We start from the raw sequence: 26,279 nt of genomic DNA, 5'->3' as shown, positions 1-26,279 counted from the left end.
CGCTGTTCAGAGTTCGCTTCTGTGTCCAGTTTGGATTCGGGGACTCGTTTCAAGTCCTTTTGCTCCACGAGACACACTTCCATACGGCGTCCATCCGACGGATACAATATCAAACTACTGAACAAGTCTAACTATTAGACCGGTCTATCACTTTGCTTATATCGACTATTTCGACCCCTCGGGTATTCTCGTGTGATGGGACTGGTTGATGAGCGCAAGGTACAGGTCCTCGTCTACATCCGCGAAAATGAGCCGGTCACTGGTTACGCAATTGCCAGCGACAAAGAGAACGACATCAACTACACTCAGAGCTACATCTATGACGTGCTGGGTGAATTAGAAAGCGAGGGCATGATTGAGGTAGCTGACCGGGAATCTGAAGGTCGCCAACGAACCTTTTACCGATTAACTGAGAACGGCAATCTGCTTCTCGAAGCACTCGACAGAGAGTGAGAAAGATTAGCAGTCGATGATTTCAGACCACTCGCACCCGCACGTCTCGCAGGTGTAGCACTCCTTCGTGACTGACCCCTCGGGCTTCTCGAACATCCACACGTCGCTATCGTCGTCGCATCGCGGGCACGTCTCCTCGACTTTCCGGGCTGTCGGCATGGATGTTACTCCTCTGGTGCCGGACGGAGGTCTCGCCACCGAAAGCCGTGGGTGGTTCCATCCTCGAACTCGACGGTGAACAGGTGCGAATCACGCTGGTCGCCCGTCTCACGACCTACGTCGTCTTCCAGCACATCTACGACTTCCCCGTACCGCCCGTGGAACCGCTCGTAGTCCGGGTCCGACTGGTCGGGGATGTCGACCCGAACACTGTCGCCTGTTTCAACCCGTCTCATTATTTACTTCCTGATTCGGAAGACTCCTGTCTCTGACGGTTACCGACACCAGCCGATGTGCGAAGAACACCCCGAGTAGTATCGCTTCGTCTGCGCCCTCAGTACCGGGGTCGACCTCTTTGGGACAGCAGTCGAGGCACCACATCCTACGGGGGGTCCATCCCCCCTCGTCGTACCACGTCACATACATTCCGGCTTTATCGCCGTGCTGTATCCGGCGGTTGCATCGGTCGCAGATGTGGCCCGTACCGACTCCGTTCATCGCCGCCGCAGGGTCGGGACGGGTCATCCGTCGTCACCCTCCAGAATCTGCTCGAAGTTCTTCTCCGTCACGTCGATGGCTCGCTCGACGTACTCCTCCTGACCAGAAAGTCGACCGAGGTAGCGAGCAACGCCGTACCAGCGGCGCACCCACCAGCGCATCAGTCGGAGGTATCGCTCAAGCATCGCTGACCACCTCCCGACGCCACGCATCGAGATTCCGCTTCCGGAGTATCCACCTCTCCTCGGGAAGCTCCGATACCACCTCACGCTTGAATCGCTGGTAATGGCGCTCGGCGAACTCGTCCTCAAAGGCGTGGGCCAGAAGCGCGATGGCGAGTTGGGCGGGACCGCTCCCACCGTAGCTCCACTCGAATCCAGCCGGGCTCGCCGACAGAAGGTCGTACCGCAGGTCCAACGGCTCGCCGTCGACGGTGACCGTACACTCTTGACCGACCGGCGCAGTCGGGTCGCGCCGACCGTGGTAGACGTGTTCCGTCGTGGCCCTCGACTGTTCCCCTTCGTTCGAGGGTCGTAGACGGGCGTTTCCGCCGGTCGAACCCTGGGGTTGGCGCGACATTAGGCCACCTCCTCCAGCCGGTCCAGCGCATCACGGAGTTCCTCGGCGGTCTCCGCGAGTTCTTTGGCCTGCTGTTCGAGGTCGGCGGCGTTCGCGTCGAGGTCGTCAGCCGTCTCCGCGATTCGGGTTTCGAGCGCATCGGTGTCGACTTGGCCCACCTCGATGCGAACCCGTCGGATGTGCTTGCACTCCTCGACGCCGTCTCGGTACTCGAAGTCCGGGCACGTACACGCGGGCTCACGGAGGTCGACGGTGTACTCGGAGCCGCTCTGGGTCGTGACAGAGAACAGGGACCGCGCTTCCTCGATGACTGTCATATGCTCGGTGGCGGCCCGGAGGGTGCGTGGCTCGATGTCGGGTTGGACCGACGACATCAGGCCTCACCTCCTCGCTGTCGCACGTCTCGAACGTAGACCCGACCGCGTGCCTTCTCGGCGTGCTCGGTACAGCAGGGGTCTTCGGCGTATCCACGACCTGGCGCGTTGACGACGACTGTGTGAGTCGCCTCGCGGTTGCACCCGAGTTCCCGACACGTCGCCATCAGTCGTCACCTCCCCGAACGGGACGCCAGTAGGGCTCGTTCGAATCGAACTTGATGACGCGCTCCAGGTGAGCATCCTCGTCGGTGAGGTCGATGGCCTGCTTCACCGCCGAGAGCGTCAGGGTACCCGTCCGGAACGTGTAGCCCCGTTCGAGCACGTCGGGGTCGGTCGCCATCCGCACATCGACGACCGGCCCGAAGCTCCGCTTGTTCACGCATCCGGCACGGGAACTCCACGGCCCTTTGAGCGTGACCTGCTCGCCGTCGACGGTAGTAATCTCGAACGACCGACCGCTGTAGCCACCATCGTTGCCGTCACCAGACCAGGAGAAATACTCCACGTATCCGTTGTCGATGGCGACCCAGAGAACATCCTCGTGCTCGAACCGGAGGCCGGACCGGTCGGGTATCTCGTCGACGAGCACCTCCAGCCGAGGGTCGTTGCCGACATCTTCGCGCCAGTCGACCTGAGCATCCAACAACTTCATCGCGCATCACACTCCTCGGGGAGGTCTCCTTCGCTCAGTACCTCGGCCCCACACTGGATACAGCGCAGGTACCGCGCCAGGTACTCGGTCTGGCCCTCTCGTCGGCGGTGGGGGTCAGGATGCGGCCCTGGACACCACTGCGTCTTGTCGATGACGAGGTGGTTACCGACGGTTTCGGCGTCGGGGTGTCTGTTCGACAGTGATTCCTCTATCGAGTTCGTTGATTCCATTGGCTTCTCGCCTCCATCGGGAAGCCCACGGACCGGTGTCCCAAGCACCGGTTTCTGCTCCGGACCGAATCCGGTAGCAGTAGCTCTGTGGGTTCCCGTGTTTAGTGGTAGGGTGGGAAGAAGTATAAAATATCTTTAATCAGAAATTACTGCTCTATCCTGTGATTAGCTGTTTACCTATCGGTATTGATAGCAGGTGCGCTCCGGTCTAATCGCTACTGGAACTCAGCCACCCTACCCAGAGGCTTTTGCAGTTCTCGACGGACAGGGCCACCCCCTCCCTCCCCCTACCGCTTGATTTAGAATTACTGTGGGTGGGGACACACTGACACCCCAAATGGGGTTATACCAGGGGGGAGGGGGGTCCCCTCTGTCCGACGAAAATCGCAAAAGCTCCTATTCCTCGAACGGCCAAGGGACGCGGTCGCCGTCTTGGAAGACTCCTTGGAGCTTTTTATCGGCAAGCGTGACGACAGCGTTCCTCCCGCTGTCACCTTCCTCTTCGTGGTAATTGGCGATGCCGATGCGGCCAGCCTCTTTCATCCGGTCAAGTGCCGTACTGCGGGCATAGCCTGTGTGACTCTCAACGTCGTCCGCTCTGTAGCCACCTGAATGGTCCGGGTTACACAGCATCTTGACGATGGGTTTGCGCCACTGCGGAATCGATGCGAACGTTACTCGTGCCGCCATCGCCATGTCGGCCTGAGTGAGTTCGTCGCGTTCGTACGCCAGCGCCCGCATCTGGAGCATCCGTTTCAGCATCCAGAAGGCACGGCTCTCTTGTTCGGACATGTCGACGCCACTCTGTCCGTGGTCGCCACCGAAGTCTACTGCGCGACCTCGGGAAATAATGCGGGCCAGACATGCGACCGTCATATCCTCCTCGTCGGTGAGTGACGGACGCTCGTCTTCAGCGATTTCGCCGTCGTACTGGTGATAGAATCCTCGCCACCACTGCGTAATCATCTCCTGCAGTTCCTGCTTCCGCTCAGCATAGTTCCCGTCGTTCAGTTGTTCGACGAGCGTTCCGAGGTCGTCCTCTTTGGGGAGCGGATGGAACAGGAATCGTGACCCGGCGTGTCCCATCTCTATCCACGCTCGCTTGGTCGGGTAGACGGTTGCACCGATGAGGCCGAAGCGATACTCTCCGGCATAGTCGGCCTCGTAGCGCGTCGTGCCATGTGCACCGGTGGTCTTGCTGTCACCGTTCCCGTCAGCGACGGCGGCCAGTACGCGCATGTACTCCTCGACGTTGTCGCCAGTGAACCACGTACTAATTTCGGTGGCCAGCATGACCCGCTGTTTGATACGCGGCAACAGGTCATACTCACCCTTCTCGGCGTCGGCGTTATGGCTAATCCAGGCGTTCGGTGTCACCTTCCCATAACTGTTGACGAAGTTGATTCCTCCGAACGTTTCCGCGATAGTTGACTTCCCGGATGAAGGCGCACCGACACCTATTACGATAGGACAGTCCGTGACCTTGCTGAAGAGCATGCGACCTGGAACGGTCATAAATGCGTCTGCGAGGTGCCGTGACCGTTCGTCGAACATCTCTTCAGCGGCTTCTGCTACAGTCTCCCAATTTGGCGGGTTGCTCTCTGGCTCGGGTGGCGCGTCCGGTGTCGTTTCCTCGAACGTGGTGTCGCTTTCTTCCTCCTGTTTGAGCTCGTCCGCTCTCGACGCAACGAGTTTCTGGTAGGCGTTGTAGTCAATGGTCTCGTACTCCGACATCTCTGGTGCAAACTGCGACCAGAGTTTCGTCCCGTTCACCTTCGACATGGCGAGGGCTGTTATGACCTCGTCGTCGTGAGCACGCTCGGGGTCGTCGTCGAGCAGCGAAGTGATACTCTCATAGTCGTGCTCGATGGCGATGGCGTCGTCTGGTGCCGGTTCCTCTGACTCGGTTTCGGCCGGTGGTGTGTCGGACATTTTTTGAACGCCGAACTGAGGCGTCGGCTGGCCGAGGGCACCAGTTCGACCGAAAAGACTAGATGGCTCCGTGACGTACGCTAACACGGAAGCCCAGTCTCGTGGTCGAACCGGCTTCCTCCGGGACCGCTTCGTTCGTTCAGTTCGGCGCTGTCCGCGACGGACACACCCCGTCCGGACGGCACTCAGTTCGTATCGTTCAGTCGTCGGTGGCGCTGTTACTTTCATCCAGTTTTTCCAACAGATAGCCAATGGTCTCGTTGTAGTTTTCGTGACCCAGGCTATCACGGAGGTCCTTCACCTCGTCGCGCCGAGACTCGGTGACGGGACCGATGGTGGTGATGTTCATTTTCCAGGACTCACCTGACATCCTATGCTACGGGATGATGTATATATACAAGTTTTCGTTTTTCTGATACTTGTCTGGTGATGTCACATGTGGGAGCGCGTTCAGATACGGTCACTTACAGGATAGGTCGGTGAGCCATACTGACTGGGGAGAGCTTTCCAGACCGTTGGTCCTTTCAGTCCGGTGGCATCGGGTTTCGATGTCAAATCCCACTCTTTCTACGCATGCGTCGGCGATGATTTCGCCAGACGCTACCCTATCCGGGCTGTCAGGCCTGTGACAACGGGTCCCAACATATCTGGCTCCTGTGTAATCGTCCCTACAGACTGGTCCCGGTTGTGAGAGAGCGACTGGAGGGGCTTCCGACGCGACGGTCGATATGGGTGGGGCGGTTATCGGTGGTGGGCACATCGAACATGGTGTGTCGAAACACTAAAGCTAAACAGGTCGTTGACTGTCCTAGTTACCTGTCTTGTCTACCCGGTGGCCTGACCGCCAGCACTCGGTTCTGACGTTGAGTCGTCAGCATCGACATCGAGTCGTCTGGATATGAGGTATAATACAACTCCGATAGGAAAACCAACGAGGAACGCTACGATGACTAAAATGATACCTCCAATAGCTGCACCAGCCTGTCCAGCCGCCGTCATAGATTCCTGACTCGCAAACGCAAACGTATAAATCAACAGCGCAAGGGGTGTGAGGAACGCCTCAATCGCCAGCCAGAAACAGGCACCACCTACCATCGCTTTTACTGTTGAGCGCTGGTACAACAGATATCCGAAGATTGGGATTCCCAATACCAATACAATTCCTATGGCCTGATAGGCTGCTACGCTGACCCCAACATAAGCTCCAAGTGCAGGAATAAATCCTACTGCTACCGCCTTGGCCGCGTGTCCCCAGTTAATACCCTCTTCCTCTTGTTCCTCGCCCGTGTCGGCTGATTCTCCGCCTGTGGATGAAGTTTGGCTTCCGGTCGTAGCTGCTTGGTCGTCTATATCTTTGCTCTCGCCATTAAGAGCGTGTCCACACTCTTGGCAAAAGCTGGCACTTTCACCCACATCCGCCCCGCATTCGGGACAGTATGGCATATATCCGATTTCATATAGAATCATCAAATAAGTATGGGCTGTCAGGCGGTCTTTGAAGTCAGAAACTGACGATATGTTAGCCTCCAGTGCTCTCCGCTATATTACTATCCGGCATTATTCGTGTACTCCGACAGATAGAGAGCTAAAAACCGCAAGAAGATGAGGTCGTGCTATCAATACCGGCCTGAGAAGGTTTCTCAAGCCAAATACCGTGTAAGAGGGGTTTCCCTTCGAGGGTTAGTCAGCCAAGTCGGCGTGTTCGGCCTCGGATTCCATCATCTGTTCGAGATAGATATGACCGTCCGGGCTTGACTGGACTACCTCAAAGCCTTCTTCTTCCAAGTCTCTCACCTTGTCAGCGAACGCTTCACAGCTTTCCGCTAATTCCTCCAATGTGCCGTGCGGTCGACAGGCGAGAGCAGTCTTCGTGTAGAGATGAATCCGCTCGCCGACTTTCTCCGGCTCATGGGCGATGGTATCGCAGCCGTGGCAATACCCGTGGTCTTCGTCCTCAACGTCTTCCATTCCTGGAAATTCGTTGATGCGTGACCCACAATTCGGACACCGGTAAATGGACTCTCGCATCACTCGTCAACTCCTAACCGGCGGTTCATTTCGGCTGGGTCATATTGCGGCATTTTGTCCATGATGCCATCCAACAAGTTGAGTCGAGCTTCCAGCATCTCCTGTGCCCCGTCTTTCGCCTTGCTTTCCCAATCCTCTGGTAGGCGAGAGTCAGTGAGAATACGCCCTACGTGTTCGACTCTGTCGAGTTCCATCCCACGCCGGAAGTCGGTAAACGGCGCGTCAACAAAGTCGAGAGAACGCGGATGAAGGTCCTTGGCCCTTTTCGGGAACTCGGCTGGAATGATGTCCCTGCGTCCGAGCGCAAGTGCACCCACAATACGTGGGAGCTCACCGGTCTGAATTATATTCCAGGTGGTGCGAAGATGCGCCTCCGATTCGTCGGGAATAGACACTCGTTTGAGTGCACTGTTGAGATTCCCACCCTCGTCAAGGAGTTGCATCAGTGTGATAATTTCACGCTGGTTTGCTCCAAACACCTCCATCGAGTCGGTGAACAGACTGTGGTAGGGTCGGAGTCGAGCCTTCCAATCTCCCTCGATTTCGAAGTGAGCCATCTCGTAAATCCAGTCCTTGTCCTCGGCGGGGGGCAAGACTACTTCCGGGCCTGGGAATGGGTTTGGGTCGTCCTCGGGATTCCTGAACGCTTCCACGAGCACTTTGAAGTCCCATACGGCGTAGACAAAGTGTTCCAGAAACATTCGAACGTCGTCGAACGTTTCGAACTGCGTGAACACCGGGTGTTGCTCAACCTTCTTAATCGTGGGCTTCAATTCGCGTCGCAGTCTGTGTTCCGAGGTGAGTTTTGACTTGTTTACTGGGGGTGTACCGTTATGCGTCTGGACGGAACTATTTGGTTCGTATGCGCGCTGTTCTCCGCGCTTTGGATTGTCGTTCTTCATGTTCGTGTCTATTTACCAACCTTGGCTCCCGGTCTGAGTGCCAAGGTGCGACGGAGAACAGCCCTTCTGGAGAGGTGGGTAACGTTGATGCCTCTCCATGGGCAATGAGGAACTGGGACGAAAAATCCCAACCCGTACGAAGTTCCCCGTCTCGGGCTTACCGGCCTGTGGCGGAATGTTCGTGCTGCTACAACAGCACGGACGCTTCCACTTTCGTGTTACCCGTTCGAACATGTAGTGTATTTTACATCTTGATTGGGTCAGCAGTAGCTACTGAGTGCAACTACTGCGTAGAACTACATGGTACGACGGGGAATAAAAAACCTTCGACGCTTATTTTGGCTAACCTGCAACAACAGGTTCGGTTGTGAAAGAGGGCAAGAGGGCGAGGTCACCGTCCGGTCGGCCTTATGGGGGGCGTCGACAGGGGGTGTCGAACGGCGGCGAGTAACCGGCACGGGCGCTCAGCCCCGGTACTGGCTCAGCGGGTGTCCGTGCTCGGCCATCGTCTGCTTCTTGCCGTTGCGCTGAACCTCGTCAATGAGGTCTGTGGCGACGTGCTCAGTTGCGTCGATGTATCGGCGGAATCGCCGGGCGAAGCCATCACCGTGGGGGGCTTCCTGCACACCCTCAGTATTCTCCTCGTGAGCGTACTCGTGACACAGATGCCGCCAGATGTTCAGGATACGACCTACGGTGTAGTCGCCGTGCCAGGCGGTCTCGGTGACGACGATTTCTGAACCCCCGTCCGTCCAGCCCTTCCGCGATTCGTCCTGACCGAACCGTACGTCCCGTCGGTCTTGCTCGATTTCGGCGGCTATCTGGTCGTTGAGCGTTTCGACGACGGCCATCGTCGCGTTCCAGTCGGTCGGGTCGTCGAGTGTCTCGTAGCCCCCGCTCACCCCGTGGGCCGACGCCCACTGGTCGATGGCCCGCTCGTCGGGCGTGTCGTCAACGACGTTCTCGCTGAGGGCCTCTTGCAGTTCGCGGTTGGGGTCGTCGCCACCATCGCCGGGTTCGCGGAGCACCATGAATCCGCGTTCGAGCATCTTGTCGGCCCGGCGGTGGCCCTGCGGGGCGAACGCCAGCGAGTCGTGGTCAGCGATGTCCTCCAGTGAGACGGTCTCGCCGTTGGCGGTCTCGAACACTTCTCGGTCGCCCATGTCGTCGTGACCCTCCCGTACTAGCCGGGCGATAGCGGTCCGGCCTGATTCGCTGAGCCTGCTGTCAGACGTGTTCTGTAGTACCTGCTTCGTCAGGTCCGCTACTTTGGGCTCGACCTCCGCCCAAACGGGACAGTCCGATTTCACCTCGTCTCTGCTCATATTGAGACTGAGATTCGCCTTGGTGACGACGTAGCCCTTCACACCGTCACGGTACTGATTCTCGACGTGGATGCCGTTGCTGTAGACCGAGACGTTCCCGTACGACGAGTGCTTGAGCGCGATGTAGACCTGCTCGTCCTCGTAGGTTTGGTAGTTGCCGTACCGCTCGCCTGGTGGTTGCGAGATGTCCTCGCCGTTCAGGTAGACGCGCACCCCGGTCGCGGCGGCGATGAACTTGAATCGAGAACGTAGCTCGTCGGTCACGTCGTCCCAGTCTCCGAGGTCCTCGCTGTCGGGCACCTGGTCGTCGTAGTGGTCGAGTTCGACCCAGAACCCGTCGAAGCCGTCGAAGCGCGGCTCGCCGTCGAACTCGGAGCGTGGGTTCATGCCGTCTGTCTGTTGAGCGACCTCGTCCGGCCCCCACAGGCGGTAGTCGAGAGGCGAGTCACTCCACGCGGTGCGTTCGCTGGCGTCGAACTCAGTGATGTACGCGCGCGTGTAGACTGTCACCTGCGCCTTCGCCATCATCTGCGCGAAGCCAATCCCGAACTGGCCGATGCTGGCGTCAGCGTCGTCTTTCGTCGATTCGAACAACTCGGTGAGGAACGTCTCGACTTCGTCGTTGCTGAGGCCCATGCCTTCGCCGTCGTCCCAGATGATGGTGCGCTGTTGGCTGGGCTGGACCGCGACCTGGACGTGCGAGCTACCGGGGGCGTCGACGCCGTTCTGGACGCCTTCGCGGATACCATCCTCAAGCGACCCAGCTTGGTCGAATATGAGGCGCTCGGCGGCCTTCACGAGATTCACGTCCATCTGTTTGACTGCGTGCTGTTCGCCGTAGCTATCGCTGGTCGTCGAGTCAGTTGCCATAGATACCAGTGGGTCTGTTGGTGACCCTATGGGAATTAGAACGTTTCAGATATTAAATGAGTCTGAAGCGGATGTTTCTGCGGGGGTGAGCCATTCGGCGTACGTACATACACACGCGTCTTGGCGGTACGTCGTCTGAAGGGTGGGTGGCGGCCTACATCGGGCGTCGTGGACGCCGTCGTCGCTGACTACCTCGCATCTTGAGCGCGGCAACGACCAGGAACAGCACGACGCCGGTCATGAAGATGATAGCCCCAAGTAGCTCTGCACCGAGCACCATCGAGGCTCCCGTCGACATAAGGTAGTAGAACACCACCCCCGGCCAGCCAGCGGCCGCATATGCGACGGCTGTCGAAACGAGCGTTGAGGCGACCGGCAACACGCCCAGGACAACGATAGCCGTAGACAGCATCGTCATCGGGTCGACGGCCAGCGCGTTACCTGCGATAGGCTGGAGTGCGTTGGCGAACTCTAAGAGAAAAAGTTGCATCGCGGGGACCAAGACGGCGCTGGCAACGGTCCCTTCCCACGCTCGTTCGGCTATGTCAGCGGTTACATCGGCGGGCCCACCGGCTGGTTTTCTTGGAGTGGACATGCTAACCTAACAGAGGCACTACAGGAACAAAAGAGCCGTGGAGCATACGAACGGACCATGAGGCGAGAATAGAGTATCAGCTTCGAACTCTCACCGGCTCTGCTATCAGTAACGGCTCTAAGAGCTATTCTAATACTGCAACGTTTGTTCGAAGCACTCACGCAAATACACTCGGGAGAAGGGGTATCCGAAGGGCGGTTCCGTTACTCGTCGAACTCGTTGAGGTTCGCGTCTTCGGCGAGGTCGCACCTCCACGGTTCGTCCTCGGGAGTCGGCTCGACGGCGTGCTCGATTTCTTCCTCGGTGAACGTGACCTCCGGCTCCCTATAGGCGTATTCTGGCGCATCGTAGCGGAGCACACGTCGCCACCACTTCTGTCCGAGTTCTGTTTCGTCGCTACACCGTGCCCCGTGAATCCGGAAGTGTGCCCAGCCGCGTCCCATCCCCGACCCTGGGTAGGTGTGCTTGTCCTTGGCGATGAAGCCGTACTTGCCGTCTCCTTCGAGTTCTTCGTCCGTGACCGGCGGCGCGTACAGAGGCTCGTGGTCGTCGTCCTGCTGTGCTCGCGCTCGGTCGACCATCGTGTTGCTGAAGTAACCGTTGGCGTGAGTGGTCTCGCGGCCCGACCGGGCACGGGCGCAGACCATCGCGGCGGCAATCGCGCAGAGTCGTCGTGCCCAGTCGTTATCGGCGTATCTGTTCTTGGCGAGGTCCTCGTATCGGAGGACGTGTTCAGTCGCCTCGTTGCCCGCCACCAAATCCTCGATGCAAGCGAGAACGGCGCGGTTCCAGTAATGGGTCTCATACTTGGGTCCGGAGCGGACGAGTTCCCACGCTGCGAACGCCGCAGTCTCATCGTCTGACCGGCGCACCGCCTTCTGAAACAGGCTCGACATCACGTCGCGCCGGAATCCGCCTTTCGTCTCATACCACGGCATCTCCTCGCCGAGGTCGTTCGTCTGTTCCTCCTCGTCTTCGTCGTCGTCCGGTTCTTCGAGTTCGCCGTCCTCCCCGAACCGGAACTGGTCGTGGTCGCCACTCATCGGTCTTCTGGGGCCTGAGAACCCGGGTATGTATAATACTTGTCAGGTATTAAGAACTTCTACCCAACCCAATGAGACCTCTTCAAATCGATGTGATTTGAACTACCCACCCACCACTGGCGAAGTTACACTTTTAACAGCGAGATGATTGCTAGCATGTATGCCAGACGATGATGATATCATCGAACGACAAGCTACTTGCTCAGAACCAGGATGCGACCGGACTACAGCCAGGGGCCGAAAGTACTGTACCAAGCATAAACCCTGACCAGCTTCGATGTCGGATGATGAAAAGCGGTACTTACAGGATGTCTGTGCTCACTCAGGTTGTGATGCCACAACTTCGAGAGGGCGCAAATACTGTCGGAGACACCGAATGAGCAGGAGCTCAGATGACCGATAGTGACGAAGATACAGAAGAGCTCCAAAGCGTCTGTTCAGCAGATGGATGCGACAGGTCTGTATTAAGAGGCCGAAAGTATTGTCTGCAACATCGGGATTGATGAACGCACTTCATCGGGCGGAATAGTTGAACAATGACCCTTAAATTATGATTGAGCCAGGTGAATTGGCGACCGTTCTGATTATCATTCCGTTTGTCGCACAACTTATCAAGTTATACACTAACCCCACTCTGCTTACTGAATCGCCGAGCGATGAGGATGCTATGGATATTGTGGATACGATGGCTGGGCAAGCCATTGCATTGTTTGCCCTAATCCTCGTTATTATTGAGTTCGTAATAGAGGGTGGCGAGTTAACCCAATACGAGGCACTCAGTGCGACCGCTATGGTCGTTGCATCGATTTTTGTGATGTTAGCGTTTGCAACGAGAGTTATTGCGGGCCTGAGGATGATATTTTTCAATTTTCAATTAACTTCCGTACGATATGCCGGATTAGTGTTGTTCTTGGGAATGTATCTGATTCTTCTCTCACGCCCATTCACAAAACAAGTTACAGATATCTTCGCACTTTTCCTGGGTATCACATGGTTGGTATGGATAGTGCATGAAATTCATGCCATTCTATGTACCGAACGGAAGGAGTGGGGCGCGATAGATATGAATCGTCGAGAGTGGGTGAGAGAGATATTATCCAACCTTCGGAAAAAGTGGAAAGAAAGCTGTTGAGAGATATCTACTCTAACAGGGCCTGATACGCTCAGATTTGGTCGAGGAACTCCTGACGCCGCTTGTGTTTTTTATCGGGGGTCGCCATATCGTAGTGCTCATCCAACACTTCATCTCTCACGCCCATCGGGACCGGCAACTACGGTCGGTACTTACGCTCTGCTTCCGCGACATCGTCATCACGGAATTGCAGGTACTTCCTCGTGACTTCGATTTCTTCGTGGCCCAAGAGGTCTTGCAGGTACACAAGTGGCATACCGTTCTTCACACGGTGGACAGCGTAGCTATGCCGAAATGCGTGAGCAGTCACTCGATTCCGTTCTGTACCGGACGCATCCGTGTAGAGCACCTGTTGAATGTCAGCATAATCCTCTGAAGCGAGTTTATGGACGATTTCATTTACGCGGTTCACAGCCATCGATGGGGCTTCCTTCGTCACCAGGAGATAGCCGTCTCCATCAGAACTGGCCCCGAGATACTTCGAGCGCCCACCACGGTCCAGCCACTTCTGAAGTGTTCGACTGAATGAACGTGAATAGTAGACTGTGCGGCTTTTCGACGCCGAAAGGGCACCCTGCTTCGCCGTCTCAATATTAATTGACCGTTCTTCGCGGTCGATATCGGATATCTGTATCGACACCGCCTCGCTGGCACGACATCCTGTCTCCCATAGAAGCTCAATCAGGAGCTGATTGCGTAGTTTTGAACAAGCTTCTACCATCGCCTCGTACTCTTCAATCTCAAGATAGCGAACATCCGTGTATTCGTCAATCTTGGTTCCAGAGAAGTCTTTCAGGTCAACATCTTCAATCGGGTTTGCGTCGACAATACCTCGCCCTTCTAAGTACTGGTAGACGCTGGAGAGGTCATAGACCTTCGTTCGGATACTGCGTGGTGCATACTCGTCCAAGAGGAATCCGTCAATCCAGTCATTAATATGTTCCTTGGAGATATCATCGAAGGATACCTCCTCGCGTTCGCAGAAGTCGGCGAACTGGCGAATGGCAACCCTTCGGTTCCGGAGAGTGGAGGATGACTTCCGAGCTTTCACACGTTTTAGATGCTTGCGAATGATGTCAGCACCAACGACATCGTCAATCGTGTCCTCGTTAATTCGACCCAGAATGTCCTCTTCTTCAGCTGTTGCCACCGCTATTCACCTCCCTCTGCGTCACTCGTCGATTCAAACAGTTCAGGCGCGTAGAGTTCCAGATTTCCCAGTATCGTTTCGACCTCGTCTCTCACCAGTGCCTCCATCGTGTCTTCCCGAACGTTCTCCGTTCGTAGGGCCTTAATCTCCGTTTCGAGAGACCCTATATCGCGTTCGAGCGTGTCCAGTGAGCTCAGTACTTCGTCGACAACCTCATCGTTAAGTTGGCCGCCCCCGGAGTTATCGGTAGCAATGAACTCCTCGACGGAGGTCCGAACTAAGTCGGATATGGAGTCTACTCGGGGGTCGTCGTCGGCAAATTCTCCCCACCGTTGTTTCTGCTCGTCGGACACGACGACGGGTATCCGTGGCATGAGTCAACTAAGGAACCGAGGACACTTCAATACACAGGATATACACAAAGTATGGTAGACTGGACGGAGAAGTACCGGCCGTCGACGCTGTCGGCCGTCCGGGGGAACGACAAGGCCCGTGACGCGCTGGCCGAGTGGGCGGAGGCGTGGGACGACCACCGGGAGGCGGTCGTCGTCCACGGGAGTCCGGGCGTGGGCAAGACGTCCGCCGCGCACGCGCTGGCGTCGGACATGGGCTGGGAGACGGTCGAACTCAATGCCTCGGACCAGCGGACCGCCGACGTGATCGAACGGTTCGCGGGACGGGCGTCCAAGAACACGACCCTCGTCGGCGCGACGGGCGGCGACGGCGGCGGCCGTCAGCTCGTGATCCTCGACGAGGCGGATAACATCCACGGCAACTACGACCGCGGGGGCGCCAGTGCCCTCACCCGCGTCGTGAAGGACGCCGACCAGCCCATCGTCCTGATCGCCAACGACTACTACGACATGAGTCGGGGGCTCCGCAACGCCTGCCGGGAGATCGAGTTCCGCGACGTGTCCGCCCGGTCCATCGTCCCCGTCCTCCGCGATATCTGCCGACGGGAGGGAATCGAGTTCGAGGCCGACGCCCTCGACCGGATCGCGGAGGTCAACGACGGCGACCTCCGATCGGCGGTCAACGACCTCCAGGCCGCCGCCGAGGACGGCCGGCGGTTGACCGTCGACGACGTGGCGACGGGTGACCGCGACCGGGGGTTGGACGTCTTCCCCTTCCTCGATGCGGTGTTGAAAGAGGAGTCCGCCGAGGAGGCGATCCAGTCCGCGTACCGCGTCGACGAGACGCCAGACGATCTGACGAAGTGGGTCACCGAGAACGCCCCGAAGGTGTACGAGGGGGCGGAACTCGCCCGGGCGTACGACGCTCTCGCGGACGCCGACCGCTGGTTGGGACGGGTACGCGCCAGCCAGGAGTACGGCTACTGGCGGTACGCGACCGACGCCCTCGCCGGCGGGGTAGCGGCCGCCCGCGACGGGTCGAAAGGCGGGTGGACGCGCTTCTCGCGCCCGCAGTTCTGGCCCTCCTCGGACTCGACGGCCGACGAGGTGGTCCGTACGGTCGCCGAACGCGGCGGCTTCAGCATGGCGACCGCCCGTCGCGAGGTGTTGCCCTTCCTCGCGGCGATGACCCACCACTGCAAACCCCGCGACCTGACGGTGGCGATGGCGGCGTACTACGACTTCGACGCCGAGGCGGTGTCGTTCGTGACCGGGAGCGGCGAGACGACGAACAAGGTCGCCGGCATCGTCGAGGACGCGAACGAACGTCGGGCGTCCGAGATGGAGGAACACTCCGGAGCCTTCGGCGGCACCCGAGACGAGGGGATCGACGACGGCGACGACGCGGCCGCGACGGCGGCGCCGGAGTCGACGGCCGACCCCGAGGGCGACGATGGGAACGGTGAACCCGACGGAGAAGCGGACGACGACGAGGGGCAGGCGGGCCTCTCGGATTTCATGTGACGACACTTTTTGTCACACCGTGGCGTGGGGTCGCGTATGCGAGCTGCCGTCCTCCGCGAGCACGGCGAACCGCTGGAGATCACCGACGTCGACCGACCCGAACCGGCGCCCCACGGCGCCGTCGTCGCCGTCGAGGCCTGTGGCGTCTGCCGGAGCGACTGGCACGCGTGGCAGGGCCACGGCGAGTGGGTCGGCGACCGCGTGACCGACGGCCAGATCCTCGGCCACGAACCCGCCGGTCGCGTCGTCGCCGTCGGTGATCACGTCGAGCGCGTGAGCGAGGGTGACCGCGTCGCCGTCCCGTTCAACCTCGGCGACGGCGCTTGCCCCCAGTGTCTCGGCGGCCACGGCAACGTCTGCGAGGACGGCCTCGCGCTCGGCTTCCAACAGGAGGCCCAGGGCGCCTTCGCCGAGGAGGTCCACGTACCCCACGCCGACTACAACGCGATGGCTCTCCCCGACGGCGTCTCGGCCCGCGATATGGCCGCCCTGGGCTGTCGGTTCATGACCGCCTTCCACGCGCTGACCGCACGCGGGGAGGTCGGCGGCGGCGACTGGGTCGCCGTCCACGGCTGTGGCGGGGTCGGCCTCTCGACGGTCCACATCGCCGACGCCCTTGGCGCGCGGGTCGTCGCCGTCGACATCCGGGACGCGGCCCTCGACCTGGCGACCGACCTCGGCGCCGACGCGGTCGTGAACGCCGACGGGCGCGACGGCCGCGCGGTCACCGGCGAGGTGCGCTCGGCGACCGACGGCGGCGCCCACGTCTCCGTCGACACCCTCGGGGTGGCCGAGACGTGCCGAAACTCGGTGTTCTCCCTGCGCCGGCGCGGGACCCACGTCCAGGTGGGCCTGACGACCGACGAGGAGCGCGGCGAGGTGTCGCTCCCCGTCGAGCGCATGGCGATGATGGAGGCGGATTTCAAGGGCGCTCGCGGGATGCCGCCGACGCGGTACGACGAACTCCTCCGCCTGCTCGAATCGGATGCCATCGAGCCCGGGCGGCTGGTTCGACGCGAGGTGTCACTCGACGAGGTCCCCGAGCGGCTGGCGGCGATGACCGACTACGAGACGACGGGCGTGGAGGTAGTCACGGAGTTCGCGTGACGGCGCCGGTCAGTCGCCCTGGGTGGAGGCGACCGCTCCGGTCGGGCCGTCGGGTCGGGCCCGCCGGGCCAGTAGCGCCGCGGCCAGCACGGTGCCCGCCGCGAGGGCGAAACAGGCGGCGTTGATCAGGCGGACGGTCGAGGTGTAGAAGACCAGGTCGCGACCGAGGAGCATACCCACGAAGAGGGAGAGGAGGGCCAGTCCGGTCGCGTATCGAAGGTGTGGAACGGTCGTCGCGGCGAGCCAGCGGATCGCGGCGAGCAGCGCCGCGACGGCGACGAGGCCGGCCCCGTAGAACAGCGCCTGTGCGGCCGGGGAGTAGGGAACGGGGGTGAAGACCCGGCTGGCGAAGACGCTCGCGACGACGGCCGCGAGGGCGACGCCCAGCGCCTTCCGGACGCGGGGGAGCGACGGACCGCGTTCGGTCCGCGCCGAGAGGGTCGTCCAGACGAGCAACGAGAAGATGGTGAGCGCGACGACGAGGTGGGCGCCCTGCGTCGGCGCCGAGTAACCCCCCGGCAGGAGGCCGTTGAGGGTGACGGTCACGGCCCCGATGCTGATCTGGAGGGGGAGAAGACAGACGGCGAGCGTCGCCGCGAGGCGCGTCCGCCGGCCCGGCCGGCGCCAGGCCCAGAGCGCGGTTCCGATGATGAACCACCCGGTCACCATCGCGACGAGGCGGTGGAACCACTCGATGAAGCTCGGAATCGTCTGCGGGAGCAGCCCGTTGTCACACAGCGGCCACTGGGCCGAACAGGCGAGTCCCGACCCGGTCGCGGCGGTGTAGATCCCGAGCATGACGAGCGAGAGGGTCATCCCGGTCGTGAACGCCGCGAACCGGGGGAAGCTGATCGCCTCCCGGATCCCTCGTATGGAGCGGCTCATGCGCGCGTCTCGGAACCACGCGCACTTAGACCTGTCCGACCTGCCCAGGGGTTGGGAACGCCGTCGCGGCCCGCCCGTCCCGTCGCCGCGAACCGGTCCGTCTCCCCTCGGATACTTTTTTACCCGCACCCTCTGTGGTCGCGGTTATGGGACTCGACGACGACGCCAGGGAGTATCATCGACAGGATCCTCCCGGAAAGATCGAGATTTCGACGACGAAGCCGACGAACACACAGCGGGATCTGAGCCTCGCGTACTCCCCCGGCGTGGCGGCGCCGTGCTCCGACATCGACGAGGACCCCGACCTCGCCTACGAGTACACGTCGAAGGGCAACCTCGTGGGCGTCATCTCGAACGGATCGGCCGTTCTCGGTCTGGGCAACATCGGCGCGCAGGCGTCGAAGCCGGTCATGGAGGGGAAAGGCGTCCTCTTCAAGCGCTTCGCGGACATCGACGTCTTCGACATCGAACTCGACTTCGACGACCCCGAGGACATCATCCGGTCGACGCGGGCGATGGAGCCGACCTTCGGCGGCATCAACCTCGAGGACATCAAAGCGCCCGACTGCTTCGAGATCGAGGAACGCCTCCGCGAGGAGATGTCGATCCCGGTCTTCCACGACGACCAGCACGGCACCGCCATCATCATCGGCGCGGGGCTGGTCAACGCCGCGGACATCGTCGACAAGGAGCTCGAATCCCTCGACGTGGCCATCTCCGGCGCGGGCGCCAGCGCCATCGCCACCGCCGAGTTCCTCGTCTCGCTCGGCGTCCCCCGCGAGAACGTGACGATGTGTGACTCCTCGGGCATCATCACGACCGAGCGCGCCGAGGCCGGCGAGGTCAACGACTACAAGGCGCGGTTCGCGAGCGACCGCCCGGCCGGCGACCTGGCCGACGCCATGGAGGGCGCCGACGTCTTCGTCGGCCTGTCGGTCGCCGGCATCGTCTCCCCGGAGATGGTGCAGTCGATGGCCGCCGATCCGGTCATCTTCGCGATGGCCAATCCGGAGCCGGAGATCGGATACCACGAGGCCAAGGAGGCCCGCGACGACACCGTCATCGTCGGCACCGGCCGCTCCGACTTCCCGAATCAGGTGAACAACGTCCTCGGCTTCCCCTTCATTTTCCGGGGCGCCCTCGACGTTCGTGCCCGCGAGATCAACGAGGAGATGAAGATCGCGGCCGCCCGCGCCCTCGCCGACCTCGCCCGCAAGGACGTCCCCGACTCGGTCCTGAAGGCCTACGGCGATCAGCCGCTCCAGTTCGGCCCCGAATATATCCTCCCCAAGCCGGTCGACCCGCGCGTGATGTTCGAGGTGGCACCGGCCGTGGCACAGGCGGCCATCGAGAGCGGCGCGGCCCGGAAGTCCATCGACCTCAGCACCTACCGCGAGGAGCTCGAAGCCCGCTTGGGCAAGTCCCGCGAGATGATGCGGGTCGTCCTCAACAAGGCCAAGACCGACCCCAAGCGGGTCGTCCTCGCCGAGGGGACCGACGAGAAGATGATCCGCGCCGCCTACCAGATCACCGAACAGGGCATCGCCCACCCGATCCTCCTCGGCGACCGCGAGGCCATCTGGACGGCGATGGACGACCTCGGACTGGACTTCGATCCCGAGATCGTCGACCCCGCCGTGGACGAACTCGACGCCTACGCGGACCGGCTGTACGAACTCCGCAAGCGCAAGGGGATCACCCGCCGCGAGGCGAACGAACTCGTCCGCGACGGCAACTACCTGGGGAGCGTGATGGTCGAGATGGGCGACGCCGACGCGATGCTGACCGGCCTGATGCACCACTACCCGTCGGCGCTACGGCCGCCGCTCCAGGTGATCGGGACGGCCGAGGACGCCGAGTACGCGGCCGGCGTCTACATGCTCACCTTCCGCAATCAGGTGGTCTTCGTCGCCGACGCCACGGTCAACCAGGATCCCGGGGCGGCCGAGTTGGCGGAGATCGGCCGCCACACCGGCGAGTTGGCCCGCCGGTTCAACGTCGAACCGCGCGCGGCGATGCTCTCGTATTCGAACTTCGGGAGCGTGGACAACGAGGGGACGCGCAAACCGCGGCGCGCCGCCCGGATGTTGCGCGAGGATCCCGCCGTCGACTTCCCGGTCGACGGCGAGATGCAGGCCGACACGGCGGTCGTCGAGGACATCCTCGAGGGCACCTACGACTTCGTGGAACTCGACGACCCAGCGAACGTGTTGATCTTCCCCAACCTGGAGGCGGGGAACATCGGCTACAAGCTCCTCCAGCGGCTCGGCGGCGCCGACGCCATCGGGCCGATGCTGGTCGGGATGGACGAACCGGTCCACGTCCTCCAGCGGGGCGACGAGGTCAAGGATATCGTCAACCTCGCGGGCGTCGCCGTCGTCGACGCACAGGAACGCGACGCGTAGTCACGCGTTCGCCGACGCGGAGGCGTGTCCGCGCTCATATATCGCAACTGTTCACCGGTGGTTCGCCGGACTGCCCTGGCGAACCGCCGGTACTGACTCACAACAAACGGTATCAGTCGCCCGCCCGCCGTTCGGCCCGCGACGGCGGCGGAATCTCGCTCCCGGCGTCGGCACGGCCGTCCTCCGGCGCACGCTCGCCGGACGCGGGAATCACACACCGGTCCGTTCGGCGGTTGACGTGTGCGTACTGATCGGGGGCGTTGGCGAGCGGATGTGCGGGGTTGACCCGGCTGTCGATGCGGGCCGCCCGTAGCTCCTCGAAGTGGGCGATCCGTGCGCGGACCCCTCGCCAGTGGTACTTCCCGTGTGTCGGCACCTCGACCGGATGGGCGGGTTCCCAGTCGGGGTGGCCGGCCGCGAGGGTCGCGTCGTTGACGTTCGCCGCTAGGTCGTCGTGGTCGACGAGGACGCCGACGCGGGACCCCGGCGGGGCACGGGCCGCGAGGACGTCGAGACCGAGGTGGAGCGCCCGATACTCGGCGACGTTGTTGTCGGGCGGCGTGTCCGGCAGCGCGATCCGTGCGACCCGCCGACCGTCGCGCGTCTCGATGACCGCCCCGAGTCCGCCACCGTCCGCGCGGTAGGAGCCGTCGGTGGCGACGTAGAAATGTCGGTGGTGTGTGCGCGGCGGATGCGCGATGTGGGGCGTGGGCGAGTCGTCGAACAGGTCCCGGAGCGTCGAACGGCCGTGAACGGCCATACGATGCGTTTGGAGTCGGGTTACTTAAACGTACGGCGGAATCCGGCCCGTGTTCCGCCGATCGAACACCCTGCCCGCTTCTCGGTGCCGCGTCACGCTCCCGCCACGCGCGGTCCGCCCGTCGTGTCCGACACTCATACGGATTATTGTACCTGTTCACCGGTGGTTCGTCGGGGCTGTCCCGGCGAACCACCGGTACTGACTTACAATAAACAGTGTCAGTCGTCCGAGATGGCCTCCGACCGCTCCCGTCCCGAGGTGTCGAGCGACCCCTCCACGGTCCGATGGGGGTACGGGATGGAAATCCCCGCCGCCTCGAATCGGTCCGTGACGTCCTTGACGAACCGCCCGCGGATCCCGAGGAAGTCGGAGTCGCCCGGATCCCGGATCCAGATCCGGCTCTGCAGGTCGAACGACGCTTCGTTTATCTCCATCAGCTTGACCGACGGCGCCGGCGTGTCGCTCCCCCGCCAGTTGCGTAACACCTACACGGCCGACGGGCGTCTCTGCAGCCATGACCCTGACTGCCCGGTCCCTGATGGAGACCGACGTGGAGACGGTCGCCCCCGACGACGAGGTGAGCGAGGTGCTCGGTCGACTGGCGGACGTCGAGTTCAACGGCTTTCCGGTCGTCGACAGCGAGGAGCGTGTCGTCGGCATCGTCACCCAACACGACCTCGTCCACCTCTTCGGGACCGAGGATCGGACGCTCTGGATCCCGATCGGTCTCCCGCCGTTCACCGAGACGCTCACCTACGCGGTCGACGTGTCGTGGGACGACCTCGACCTCGGCATCGACCTCGCGCGGAACGCCGGCCGGCCGATCAGCGAGGTGATGACGAGCGACGTGGTGACGGTCGTGCCCGACACCGACCTCGAGACGATCCTCGACCTGTTGGCCGACGACGAGCGGGACATCAACCGGCTCCCGGTCGTCGAGCGCGAGGAGCCACGCTCCTCGGAGAGTCGGCGGGAGGCCGACGACGGCGGCCGACTCGTCGGCATCGTCGCCCGACAGGACGTGTTGCGGGCGCTTCGCGACGAGCGCGTCGAATCGAAACGTTGAGTGCGGGCTCGCGCCGAGGGTAGGCCGTGTCCCGGTACCGAGATTTCGGCCTCTTTCTCGCGCTCGCGGCCGTCTGGGGCTCCGCGTTCATGGCGATCAAGGCGGGGCTCGCCTACTTCCCGCCCGTCCTCTTCGCGGCGCTCCGGTACGACGTCGCCGGCGTACTCATGCTCGGCTACGCCGTCTGGGCCGTCGACGACCCCTTTCCCCGCGGACGCGGCGAGTGGGCGCTGATCGCCGTCGGATCGACGCTCCTGATTGCGGGCTATCACGTCCTGCTCTTTCTCGGCGAGTCCGATCCCGCGGTGACCAGTGCCGCCGCCGCGGTCATCGTCAGCCTCAGCCCCGTGCTGACGACCGGGTTCGCTCGCGCCCTCCTCCCCGCCGAACGCCTGACCGTCGTCGGGAGCGTCGGCCTGCTCTGTGGGCTGCTCGGCGTGGCCGTCCTCGCTCGCCCGGACCCCGACGCGCTGGTGACCGGCGGCGTCGTCGCGAAGCTGCTCGTGTTCGGCGCCGCGACGGCCTTCGCCCTCGGGTCGGTGCTGACTCGGCGCATCGACGCCGAGTTGCCCATCGAGACGATGGAGGCGTGGTCGATGATCGGCGGTGCCCTCCTGATGCATCTCGTCGCCGTCGGCCTCGGGGAGTCGGTCGGGGACGTCAGCCTCTCGACGACGGCGGTCCTCTCGCTTGCCTATCTCGCGCTCGCGGCGAGCGCGCTCGGCTTTCTCATCTACTTCCACCTGCTGGATCGACTGGGGGCCGTCGAGATCAACCTCGTCTCCTACGTCGCGCCGGTGTTCGCCGCGCTCGCCGGCTGGCTCTTCCTCGACGAGGGGCTCTCTCCGGCGACGGCCGCCGGGTTCCTGTTGATCTTCCTGGGATTCCTCCTAGTCAAGCGCCGGGCGATCCGTGCGGAGCTCCCGCGGCTCGGCGCGTCGATCCGGGGGCTGGGCGACGACTAGATGTCCACGTCGCGGGTGGTGAAGGACCCCTCGTCCGCCTCGGCCTCGTACCCCTCGACCGCCGAGAGCACGATGTCGAGGACGGTGTCGGCCTCCCACCGCGCGGTGTTGATCGATAGGTCGTAGAAGGACTGATCCTCGACGTCGATGCCGTAGTAGCTCTCGTACCGCCCGGCCTCGCTCACCTCGCGAACGCGAAGCAGGGGGCCGATCGAATCCTCGTCGTCCAGCTCTTCGAGGCGGACGTCGTTGGACGCGCGCTCGTCGGGCCGCTCTATCTCGTAGCTCACCTCGTAGTCGCTGAGGCGTTCGATCCGCACTTCCTCGGGCGCGTCGAGCCAGATCCGCAGGTCGGCCCGGTTGCCCGCGAGCCACCCCGCGAGCCGCGATTCGAGGATGAACGCCTTGTTCGCCGCACCCCACTGTTCGGCGATCCGGCGCAACCGCTGGTCGAGCGCCCGGTCGATCCGGTCGTCCTCCTCGGCCTTGGCGATGAGCTGCTGGACCGACAGCCCACGATCAGCCGCGAGGTCACGGAAGATGTCGCCGCCGATGACGTACCCGCAGTCGAGGGCCTCCGCCAACCCCTCGGTGAGCGTCGTCGCACCACACCCCGGCGGGCCGGAGACGGTGATGAACAGGTTGCTGTCGACTTGCCGCTCTGTGGTGGCGCTCGCGTTCGACATGAACGTTCGTCAGCACCTACGCGTCACCGTCGTTAAGAGAACACCGGTTCCGACCGATCCGAACGCCCCGATCGCTCGGCGACTTGTATCCGATATCTAAAAATAGAATAAAAAAGTGAGATAGCTCTATAAAAGGTTAGATTCCGATTCGAGACGTCGTGAACGGTGTCGTGTTGCGCGCGGTCGGGAGTGAAAATCCCCGAAACGACGCCAACGCTCTGTGGGGTATATGGGGTCCGGGGCGCATCGAGGAAACGAGGTGTCCCCGATGTCGAACTCGTCCCCCACCGCCCCCATCGACCGCTTGCCCCGCCCACACGAACTCGTCGAAGCCTGGCCCCTGCAGCGGAGCCTCGAAGTCGTCGCCGCGCCGCTCAGGTTCCTGGCCTTCTGGATCGCCGTCGCCCTCCCCTTCCTCTATCTCCCCTTGCTCGTCGGCGGCCTTCAGGGCCAGCAGGCGACGGTGTTCGCCGGCCTACTGTCCGTGAACGTCGCCGCCCTCGTCCTCGGCCACGAACACGGTCGGTGATCCGCTCCCGACACGAAGCGTAATCAATTATGTACCTGGGAACGGAGAGGTGTCGTATGCTCGGCCTCTCGCAGCGAGGACTGATCGGGATCGTTCTGATGGTCGTCGGCACCGCGGCCTTCTTCCCGGCGGTGTTCCCCGGGACCACGTTCACCGTCGACCTGTTGGTGCTCGCCGCCGCGGCGCTTTTGACCATCGGCACGTACCTCGTCGGCACCGACGTCGATGGTCGCCCCGCCTGATCGGGAGCACCTCGTCGGGAAACGGTCACGGCAGCCCGTCGAACGACCCGGTCACCCGTTCGTCCGCTCTCGCCGCCCCCAGATCCGTTTCTCCGGGATCCGGACCCGCAGGTCGGACTCCAGTCGAATCCGACAGGAGAGCCGCGGATACCCCCACCGTGACGCCAACTCGTCGTGCCAGTCCGTCGGCGGCGCCGTTCCCTCCTCGATCCGGACGCCACAGGTGGCACACAGCCCCCGGCCGCCGCAGTTCGCGCGCTCGGTGAGGCGCGTGTACGGCGAGTGACCCGCGTCGAGGAGAGCCGTCCGGAGGGTCGTTCCCGCCGGCGCGACCAGGAGGTCCCCGTCCCCGTCCCCGTCCCTGTCCCCGTCCACCACCCGGACGTACACCACCGAACAGCTCATTCCGACCCCTCGAGATCGACCATCGGTCGCGGGTAGTCGACGCCGAGTTCCAGGCCGTGTTCGGCCCGTTCGGCCGGCGTGAGCCGCCACGGTTCGTGGGCGGCCGCCGGCGGGAGCGCGTCGAGCTCGGGGAGCCAGCGGGTGACGTACGCCGCCTCGGGGTCGTACCGCTTTGCCTGTCCCAGGACGTCGAACGAGCGGTTCCGCGAGTCGTTGCCGACGCCGGCGACGTACGCCCAGTTGCCGTAGTTCGACGCGGGGTCGTAGTCGACGAGTCGCGTCTCGAAGTACGCCGCGCCCTTCCGCCAGTCGATCCGGAGGTCGTTCGCGAGGAAGGAGGCGGCGTTCTGGCGCCCCCGGTTCGACATGTAGCCCGTCCGGTTCAGTTCCCGCATGGCCGCGTCGACGAAGGGAATTCCCGTCTCCCCGCGTTTCCACCGGTCGAGCGCCGCCTCGTCGTCCATCCAGTCGACGTCGCGCTCCCGGATGCCGCCCGGCGTGAAGAACGTCGCCCCGTGCTTGGCGAACTGGAACTGGAAGAAATCCCGCCAGCGCAGTTCGAAGCGGAGCCAGTACGTCGAGTCGTTCGCGACGCGGCGGTCCTCGTAGCGGTCGATCTCCGCGCTCACCCGGCGCGGCGAGAGACACCCCTCGTTCAGCCACGGCGAGAACTTCGAGGAGAAGTCCCGGCCCAGCAGGCCGTTCCGGGTCTCCTTGTACTCCCGGAGCGAGTCGGTCTCCCAGAGGTACTCCTCGACGCGCTCCAGGGCGGCGGTCTCCCCGCCCTCGAAGTCGAGGACCGCCCGGTCGTCGTGGGACGGGTTCTCGACTCCGAGATCCCCGGGCGTCGGCAGTGTTCCGGGGTCGACCGCCGGCCGAGTCGGGAGATCGGGCACCGGACGCGGGTCCCGAACCGTCGCCGCCGACTCCACGCGCTTCCGGAACGGGGTGTAGGTGTCGTCCACCTCGTCCACGGCCATCGGGAGGTCGTCGGGGTGATAGAGCGTGTGCCCCCAGCAGCGGACGAGCGGGACGTCCTCGAGCCCGTCCGCGACCCGCCGCTCGACCGTGCGCTCCTCGGGGGTCGGCCGCGTGTGGACGTGGACCGCGTCGGCGTCGACTCGGGCTGCCAGGGCCGGAACGACCGACGACGGCTCCCCGGTCCGCACGACGAGGTCGCTCCCCCGGTCACGGAGGCGTTCGCGCAGGTCGGCGAGGGCCTCACACCGGAAGGCGACGCGGTGCCCGCCAGTCTTCTCGAACGTGAAGGAGTCCGCGCCGCCGAAGGTCGCGGTCCCGTACCGGCGTGGATCGACGACGTACACCGGGAGCAGGCGGTCGGCCGACGCCGCAGCGGCCAGCGCCGGGTTGTCGTGGAGACGCAGGTCGCGCCGGAGCCACAGGAGGGCAGTCTTCGAGGCCATCGT

Annotated in this window: 32 protein-coding genes; 9 read left to right on the top strand and 23 right to left on the bottom strand. The window is 62.5% G+C overall.

Annotated features, from left to right (window positions below; genetic code table 11):
- The first annotated feature begins 195 nt into the window (after positions 1-195).
- A complete protein-coding gene (locus tag NO364_RS11645) occupies positions 196-453 on the top strand; it encodes a PadR family transcriptional regulator (protein ID WP_257627606.1) in 258 nt (85 codons plus the stop codon).
- Between the two features lie 164 nt (positions 454-617).
- Here NO364_RS11645 and NO364_RS11640 read toward each other — a convergent pair whose 3' ends face one another.
- From NO364_RS11640 to NO364_RS11570, 15 genes are all read right to left on the bottom strand, one after another.
- A complete protein-coding gene (locus tag NO364_RS11640; RefSeq protein ID WP_257627605.1) occupies positions 618-848 on the bottom strand; it encodes a DUF8139 family protein in 231 nt (76 codons plus the stop codon).
- A gap of 285 nt (positions 849-1,133) precedes the next feature.
- On the bottom strand, positions 1,134-1,295 hold the full coding sequence (locus NO364_RS11635; protein WP_257627604.1) for a hypothetical protein: 162 nt from the start codon (positions 1,293-1,295) through the stop codon (positions 1,134-1,136).
- Positions 1,288-1,689, bottom strand: a complete 402-nt coding sequence (locus NO364_RS11630) for a DUF6166 domain-containing protein (RefSeq protein ID WP_257627603.1) — start codon at positions 1,687-1,689, stop codon at positions 1,288-1,290. Before NO364_RS11630 ends, NO364_RS11635 begins: the two co-directional genes overlap by 8 nt.
- Entirely contained in the window at positions 1,689-2,063 is a 375-nt protein-coding gene (locus NO364_RS11625; protein ID WP_257627602.1) for a hypothetical protein, read from the bottom strand. The genes NO364_RS11630 and NO364_RS11625 overlap by 1 nt, the downstream gene beginning before the upstream one ends.
- Positions 2,063-2,230, bottom strand: a complete 168-nt coding sequence (locus tag NO364_RS11620) for a hypothetical protein (RefSeq protein ID WP_257627601.1) — start codon at positions 2,228-2,230, stop codon at positions 2,063-2,065. Before NO364_RS11620 ends, NO364_RS11625 begins: the two co-directional genes overlap by 1 nt.
- Entirely contained in the window at positions 2,230-2,718 is a 489-nt protein-coding gene (locus NO364_RS11615) for a hypothetical protein (RefSeq protein ID WP_257627600.1), read from the bottom strand. The genes NO364_RS11620 and NO364_RS11615 overlap by 1 nt, the downstream gene beginning before the upstream one ends.
- Positions 2,715-2,948 (bottom strand): hypothetical protein, encoded by a 234-nt coding sequence (locus NO364_RS11610; protein ID WP_257627599.1) that lies wholly within the window; start codon positions 2,946-2,948, stop codon positions 2,715-2,717. The genes NO364_RS11615 and NO364_RS11610 overlap by 4 nt, the downstream gene beginning before the upstream one ends.
- A 396-nt stretch (positions 2,949-3,344) precedes the next feature.
- A complete protein-coding gene (locus tag NO364_RS11605; protein ID WP_257627598.1) occupies positions 3,345-4,880 on the bottom strand; it encodes a hypothetical protein in 1,536 nt (511 codons plus the stop codon).
- Between the two features lie 199 nt (positions 4,881-5,079).
- Positions 5,080-5,250 carry a hypothetical protein gene (locus NO364_RS11600; RefSeq protein WP_257627597.1) on the bottom strand — a complete coding sequence of 57 codons (171 nt, stop codon included), beginning with the start codon at positions 5,248-5,250 and terminating at the stop codon, positions 5,080-5,082.
- A 455-nt stretch (positions 5,251-5,705) separates the two neighbouring features.
- The gene (locus tag NO364_RS11595) at positions 5,706-6,323 is read right to left on the bottom strand and encodes a zinc ribbon domain-containing protein (RefSeq protein ID WP_257627596.1); all 618 of its coding nucleotides are present in this window, start codon (positions 6,321-6,323) and stop codon (positions 5,706-5,708) included.
- A 237-nt stretch (positions 6,324-6,560) separates the two neighbouring features.
- Positions 6,561-6,848 (bottom strand): hypothetical protein, encoded by a 288-nt coding sequence (locus tag NO364_RS11590; RefSeq protein WP_257627595.1) that lies wholly within the window; start codon positions 6,846-6,848, stop codon positions 6,561-6,563.
- Positions 6,849-6,907: 59 nt separating this feature from the next.
- A complete protein-coding gene (locus tag NO364_RS11585; RefSeq protein ID WP_257627594.1) occupies positions 6,908-7,681 on the bottom strand; it encodes a DUF3050 domain-containing protein in 774 nt (257 codons plus the stop codon).
- 593 nt (positions 7,682-8,274) lie between these two features.
- Positions 8,275-10,005 carry an ATP-binding protein gene (locus NO364_RS11580; protein ID WP_257627593.1) on the bottom strand — a complete coding sequence of 577 codons (1,731 nt, stop codon included), beginning with the start codon at positions 10,003-10,005 and terminating at the stop codon, positions 8,275-8,277.
- 154 nt (positions 10,006-10,159) lie between these two features.
- Positions 10,160-10,600 carry a zinc-binding metallopeptidase family protein gene (locus tag NO364_RS11575; protein WP_257627592.1) on the bottom strand — a complete coding sequence of 147 codons (441 nt, stop codon included), beginning with the start codon at positions 10,598-10,600 and terminating at the stop codon, positions 10,160-10,162.
- 203 nt (positions 10,601-10,803) lie between these two features.
- Positions 10,804-11,643, bottom strand: coding sequence for a hypothetical protein (locus tag NO364_RS11570; protein WP_257627591.1), 840 nt, complete (start codon positions 11,641-11,643; stop codon positions 10,804-10,806).
- Positions 11,644-12,193: 550 nt separating this feature from the next.
- Between NO364_RS11570 and NO364_RS11565 the strand changes: the two genes are divergently transcribed.
- Positions 12,194-12,775 (top strand): hypothetical protein, encoded by a 582-nt coding sequence (locus NO364_RS11565; RefSeq protein ID WP_257627590.1) that lies wholly within the window; start codon positions 12,194-12,196, stop codon positions 12,773-12,775.
- A gap of 139 nt (positions 12,776-12,914) precedes the next feature.
- Here NO364_RS11565 and NO364_RS11560 read toward each other — a convergent pair whose 3' ends face one another.
- On the bottom strand, positions 12,915-13,925 hold the full coding sequence (locus NO364_RS11560; protein WP_257627589.1) for a tyrosine-type recombinase/integrase: 1,011 nt from the start codon (positions 13,923-13,925) through the stop codon (positions 12,915-12,917).
- 2 nt (positions 13,926-13,927) lie between these two features.
- Complete coding sequence (locus NO364_RS11555; RefSeq protein ID WP_257627588.1) at positions 13,928-14,278, bottom strand: hypothetical protein; 351 nt, start codon at positions 14,276-14,278, stop codon at positions 13,928-13,930.
- Between the two features lie 72 nt (positions 14,279-14,350).
- Between NO364_RS11555 and NO364_RS11550 the strand changes: the two genes are divergently transcribed.
- Together NO364_RS11550 and NO364_RS11545 are read left to right on the top strand one after the other, a co-directional pair.
- Positions 14,351-15,802, top strand: coding sequence for a replication factor C large subunit (locus tag NO364_RS11550; RefSeq protein WP_257627587.1), 1,452 nt, complete (start codon positions 14,351-14,353; stop codon positions 15,800-15,802).
- A 36-nt stretch (positions 15,803-15,838) separates the two neighbouring features.
- The gene (locus tag NO364_RS11545; protein WP_257627586.1) at positions 15,839-16,909 is read left to right on the top strand and encodes a zinc-dependent alcohol dehydrogenase family protein; all 1,071 of its coding nucleotides are present in this window, start codon (positions 15,839-15,841) and stop codon (positions 16,907-16,909) included.
- Positions 16,910-16,918: 9 nt separating this feature from the next.
- Here the strand turns inward: NO364_RS11545 and NO364_RS11540 are convergent, their stop codons facing one another.
- Positions 16,919-17,725, bottom strand: a complete 807-nt coding sequence (locus tag NO364_RS11540; RefSeq protein ID WP_420191858.1) for a COX15/CtaA family protein — start codon at positions 17,723-17,725, stop codon at positions 16,919-16,921.
- A gap of 215 nt (positions 17,726-17,940) precedes the next feature.
- On the opposite strand from NO364_RS11540, the gene NO364_RS11535 reads away from it, so the two are divergent.
- Positions 17,941-20,199 carry an NADP-dependent malic enzyme gene (locus NO364_RS11535; RefSeq protein WP_157690669.1) on the top strand — a complete coding sequence of 753 codons (2,259 nt, stop codon included), beginning with the start codon at positions 17,941-17,943 and terminating at the stop codon, positions 20,197-20,199.
- A gap of 112 nt (positions 20,200-20,311) precedes the next feature.
- Here NO364_RS11535 and NO364_RS11530 read toward each other — a convergent pair whose 3' ends face one another.
- Together NO364_RS11530 and NO364_RS11525 are read right to left on the bottom strand one after the other, a co-directional pair.
- Positions 20,312-20,959, bottom strand: a complete 648-nt coding sequence (locus NO364_RS11530) for a ribonuclease H family protein (protein WP_157690670.1) — start codon at positions 20,957-20,959, stop codon at positions 20,312-20,314.
- Between the two features lie 218 nt (positions 20,960-21,177).
- A complete protein-coding gene (locus NO364_RS11525; protein WP_157690671.1) occupies positions 21,178-21,444 on the bottom strand; it encodes a hypothetical protein in 267 nt (88 codons plus the stop codon).
- A gap of 29 nt (positions 21,445-21,473) precedes the next feature.
- Between NO364_RS11525 and NO364_RS11520 the strand changes: the two genes are divergently transcribed.
- Complete coding sequence (locus NO364_RS11520) at positions 21,474-22,025, top strand: CBS domain-containing protein (RefSeq protein WP_157690672.1); 552 nt, start codon at positions 21,474-21,476, stop codon at positions 22,023-22,025.
- A 26-nt stretch (positions 22,026-22,051) separates the two neighbouring features.
- Complete coding sequence (locus NO364_RS11515; protein ID WP_257627584.1) at positions 22,052-22,990, top strand: DMT family transporter; 939 nt, start codon at positions 22,052-22,054, stop codon at positions 22,988-22,990.
- Here NO364_RS11515 and cmk read toward each other — a convergent pair.
- A complete protein-coding gene (gene cmk, locus NO364_RS11510) occupies positions 22,987-23,676 on the bottom strand; it encodes a (d)CMP kinase (protein ID WP_157690674.1) in 690 nt (229 codons plus the stop codon). The two genes, NO364_RS11515 and cmk, sit on opposite strands and share 4 nt — an antisense overlap.
- A 268-nt stretch (positions 23,677-23,944) precedes the next feature.
- Here cmk and NO364_RS11505 point away from each other — a divergent pair, with 268 nt between their 5' ends.
- Positions 23,945-24,205, top strand: coding sequence for a DUF8028 family protein (locus NO364_RS11505; RefSeq protein WP_157690675.1), 261 nt, complete (start codon positions 23,945-23,947; stop codon positions 24,203-24,205).
- A gap of 56 nt (positions 24,206-24,261) precedes the next feature.
- A complete protein-coding gene (locus NO364_RS11500) occupies positions 24,262-24,447 on the top strand; it encodes a DUF8178 family membrane protein (RefSeq protein WP_257627583.1) in 186 nt (61 codons plus the stop codon).
- 51 nt (positions 24,448-24,498) lie between these two features.
- On the opposite strand, the gene NO364_RS11495 is transcribed toward NO364_RS11500, so the two are convergent.
- On the bottom strand, positions 24,499-24,852 hold the full coding sequence (locus NO364_RS11495; RefSeq protein ID WP_257627582.1) for a 2Fe-2S iron-sulfur cluster-binding protein: 354 nt from the start codon (positions 24,850-24,852) through the stop codon (positions 24,499-24,501).
- Entirely contained in the window at positions 24,849-26,276 is a 1,428-nt protein-coding gene (locus tag NO364_RS11490; RefSeq protein ID WP_257627581.1) for a DASH family cryptochrome, read from the bottom strand. The genes NO364_RS11495 and NO364_RS11490 overlap by 4 nt, the downstream gene beginning before the upstream one ends.
- Positions 26,277-26,279 lie beyond the last annotated feature (3 nt).

The sequence above is a fragment of the Haloplanus salinarum genome, from assembly GCF_024498175.1.
In the GTDB taxonomy this organism is placed as follows: domain Archaea; phylum Halobacteriota; class Halobacteria; order Halobacteriales; family Haloferacaceae; genus Haloplanus; species Haloplanus salinarum.
This window is presented reverse-complemented; position numbering and strand designations above follow the sequence as displayed.

Excerpts from the sequence above, each read along its gene's own strand:
- NO364_RS11565 (WP_257627590.1), top strand. The coding sequence starts at position 12,194 with ATGATTGAGCCAGGTGAATTGGCGACCGTTCTGATTATCATTCCGTTT.
- NO364_RS11520 (WP_157690672.1), top strand. The coding sequence starts at position 21,474 with ATGACCCTGACTGCCCGGTCCCTGATGGAGACCGACGTGGAGACGGTC.
- NO364_RS11545 (WP_257627586.1), top strand. The coding sequence starts at position 15,839 with ATGCGAGCTGCCGTCCTCCGCGAGCACGGCGAACCGCTGGAGATCACC.
- NO364_RS11620 (WP_257627601.1), bottom strand. The coding sequence starts at position 2,230 with ATGGCGACGTGTCGGGAACTCGGGTGCAACCGCGAGGCGACTCACACA.
- NO364_RS11595 (WP_257627596.1), bottom strand. The coding sequence starts at position 6,323 with ATGCCATACTGTCCCGAATGCGGGGCGGATGTGGGTGAAAGTGCCAGC.
- NO364_RS11640 (WP_257627605.1), bottom strand. The coding sequence starts at position 848 with ATGAGACGGGTTGAAACAGGCGACAGTGTTCGGGTCGACATCCCCGAC.
- NO364_RS11575 (WP_257627592.1), bottom strand. The coding sequence starts at position 10,600 with ATGTCCACTCCAAGAAAACCAGCCGGTGGGCCCGCCGATGTAACCGCT.
- NO364_RS11645 (WP_257627606.1), top strand. The coding sequence starts at position 196 with ATGGGACTGGTTGATGAGCGCAAGGTACAGGTCCTCGTCTACATCCGC.
- NO364_RS11625 (WP_257627602.1), bottom strand. The coding sequence starts at position 2,063 with ATGTCGTCGGTCCAACCCGACATCGAGCCACGCACCCTCCGGGCCGCC.
- NO364_RS11615 (WP_257627600.1), bottom strand. The coding sequence starts at position 2,718 with ATGAAGTTGTTGGATGCTCAGGTCGACTGGCGCGAAGATGTCGGCAAC.
- NO364_RS11570 (WP_257627591.1), bottom strand. The coding sequence starts at position 11,643 with ATGAGTGGCGACCACGACCAGTTCCGGTTCGGGGAGGACGGCGAACTC.
- NO364_RS11590 (WP_257627595.1), bottom strand. The coding sequence starts at position 6,848 with ATGGAAGACGTTGAGGACGAAGACCACGGGTATTGCCACGGCTGCGAT.
- NO364_RS11535 (WP_157690669.1), top strand. The coding sequence starts at position 17,941 with ATGGGACTCGACGACGACGCCAGGGAGTATCATCGACAGGATCCTCCC.
- NO364_RS11530 (WP_157690670.1), bottom strand. The coding sequence starts at position 20,959 with ATGGCCGTTCACGGCCGTTCGACGCTCCGGGACCTGTTCGACGACTCG.
- NO364_RS11490 (WP_257627581.1), bottom strand. The coding sequence starts at position 26,276 with ATGGCCTCGAAGACTGCCCTCCTGTGGCTCCGGCGCGACCTGCGTCTC.
- NO364_RS11550 (WP_257627587.1), top strand. The coding sequence starts at position 14,351 with ATGGTAGACTGGACGGAGAAGTACCGGCCGTCGACGCTGTCGGCCGTC.
- NO364_RS11505 (WP_157690675.1), top strand. The coding sequence starts at position 23,945 with ATGTCGAACTCGTCCCCCACCGCCCCCATCGACCGCTTGCCCCGCCCA.
- NO364_RS11630 (WP_257627603.1), bottom strand. The coding sequence starts at position 1,689 with ATGTCGCGCCAACCCCAGGGTTCGACCGGCGGAAACGCCCGTCTACGA.
- cmk (WP_157690674.1), bottom strand. The coding sequence starts at position 23,676 with ATGTCGAACGCGAGCGCCACCACAGAGCGGCAAGTCGACAGCAACCTG.
- NO364_RS11600 (WP_257627597.1), bottom strand. The coding sequence starts at position 5,250 with ATGTCAGGTGAGTCCTGGAAAATGAACATCACCACCATCGGTCCCGTC.
- NO364_RS11540 (WP_420191858.1), bottom strand. The coding sequence starts at position 17,725 with ATGACCCTCTCGCTCGTCATGCTCGGGATCTACACCGCCGCGACCGGG.
- NO364_RS11580 (WP_257627593.1), bottom strand. The coding sequence starts at position 10,005 with ATGGCAACTGACTCGACGACCAGCGATAGCTACGGCGAACAGCACGCA.
- NO364_RS11605 (WP_257627598.1), bottom strand. The coding sequence starts at position 4,880 with ATGTCCGACACACCACCGGCCGAAACCGAGTCAGAGGAACCGGCACCA.
- NO364_RS11495 (WP_257627582.1), bottom strand. The coding sequence starts at position 24,852 with ATGAGCTGTTCGGTGGTGTACGTCCGGGTGGTGGACGGGGACAGGGAC.
- NO364_RS11610 (WP_257627599.1), bottom strand. The coding sequence starts at position 2,948 with ATGGAATCAACGAACTCGATAGAGGAATCACTGTCGAACAGACACCCC.
- NO364_RS11500 (WP_257627583.1), top strand. The coding sequence starts at position 24,262 with ATGCTCGGCCTCTCGCAGCGAGGACTGATCGGGATCGTTCTGATGGTC.
- NO364_RS11635 (WP_257627604.1), bottom strand. The coding sequence starts at position 1,295 with ATGCTTGAGCGATACCTCCGACTGATGCGCTGGTGGGTGCGCCGCTGG.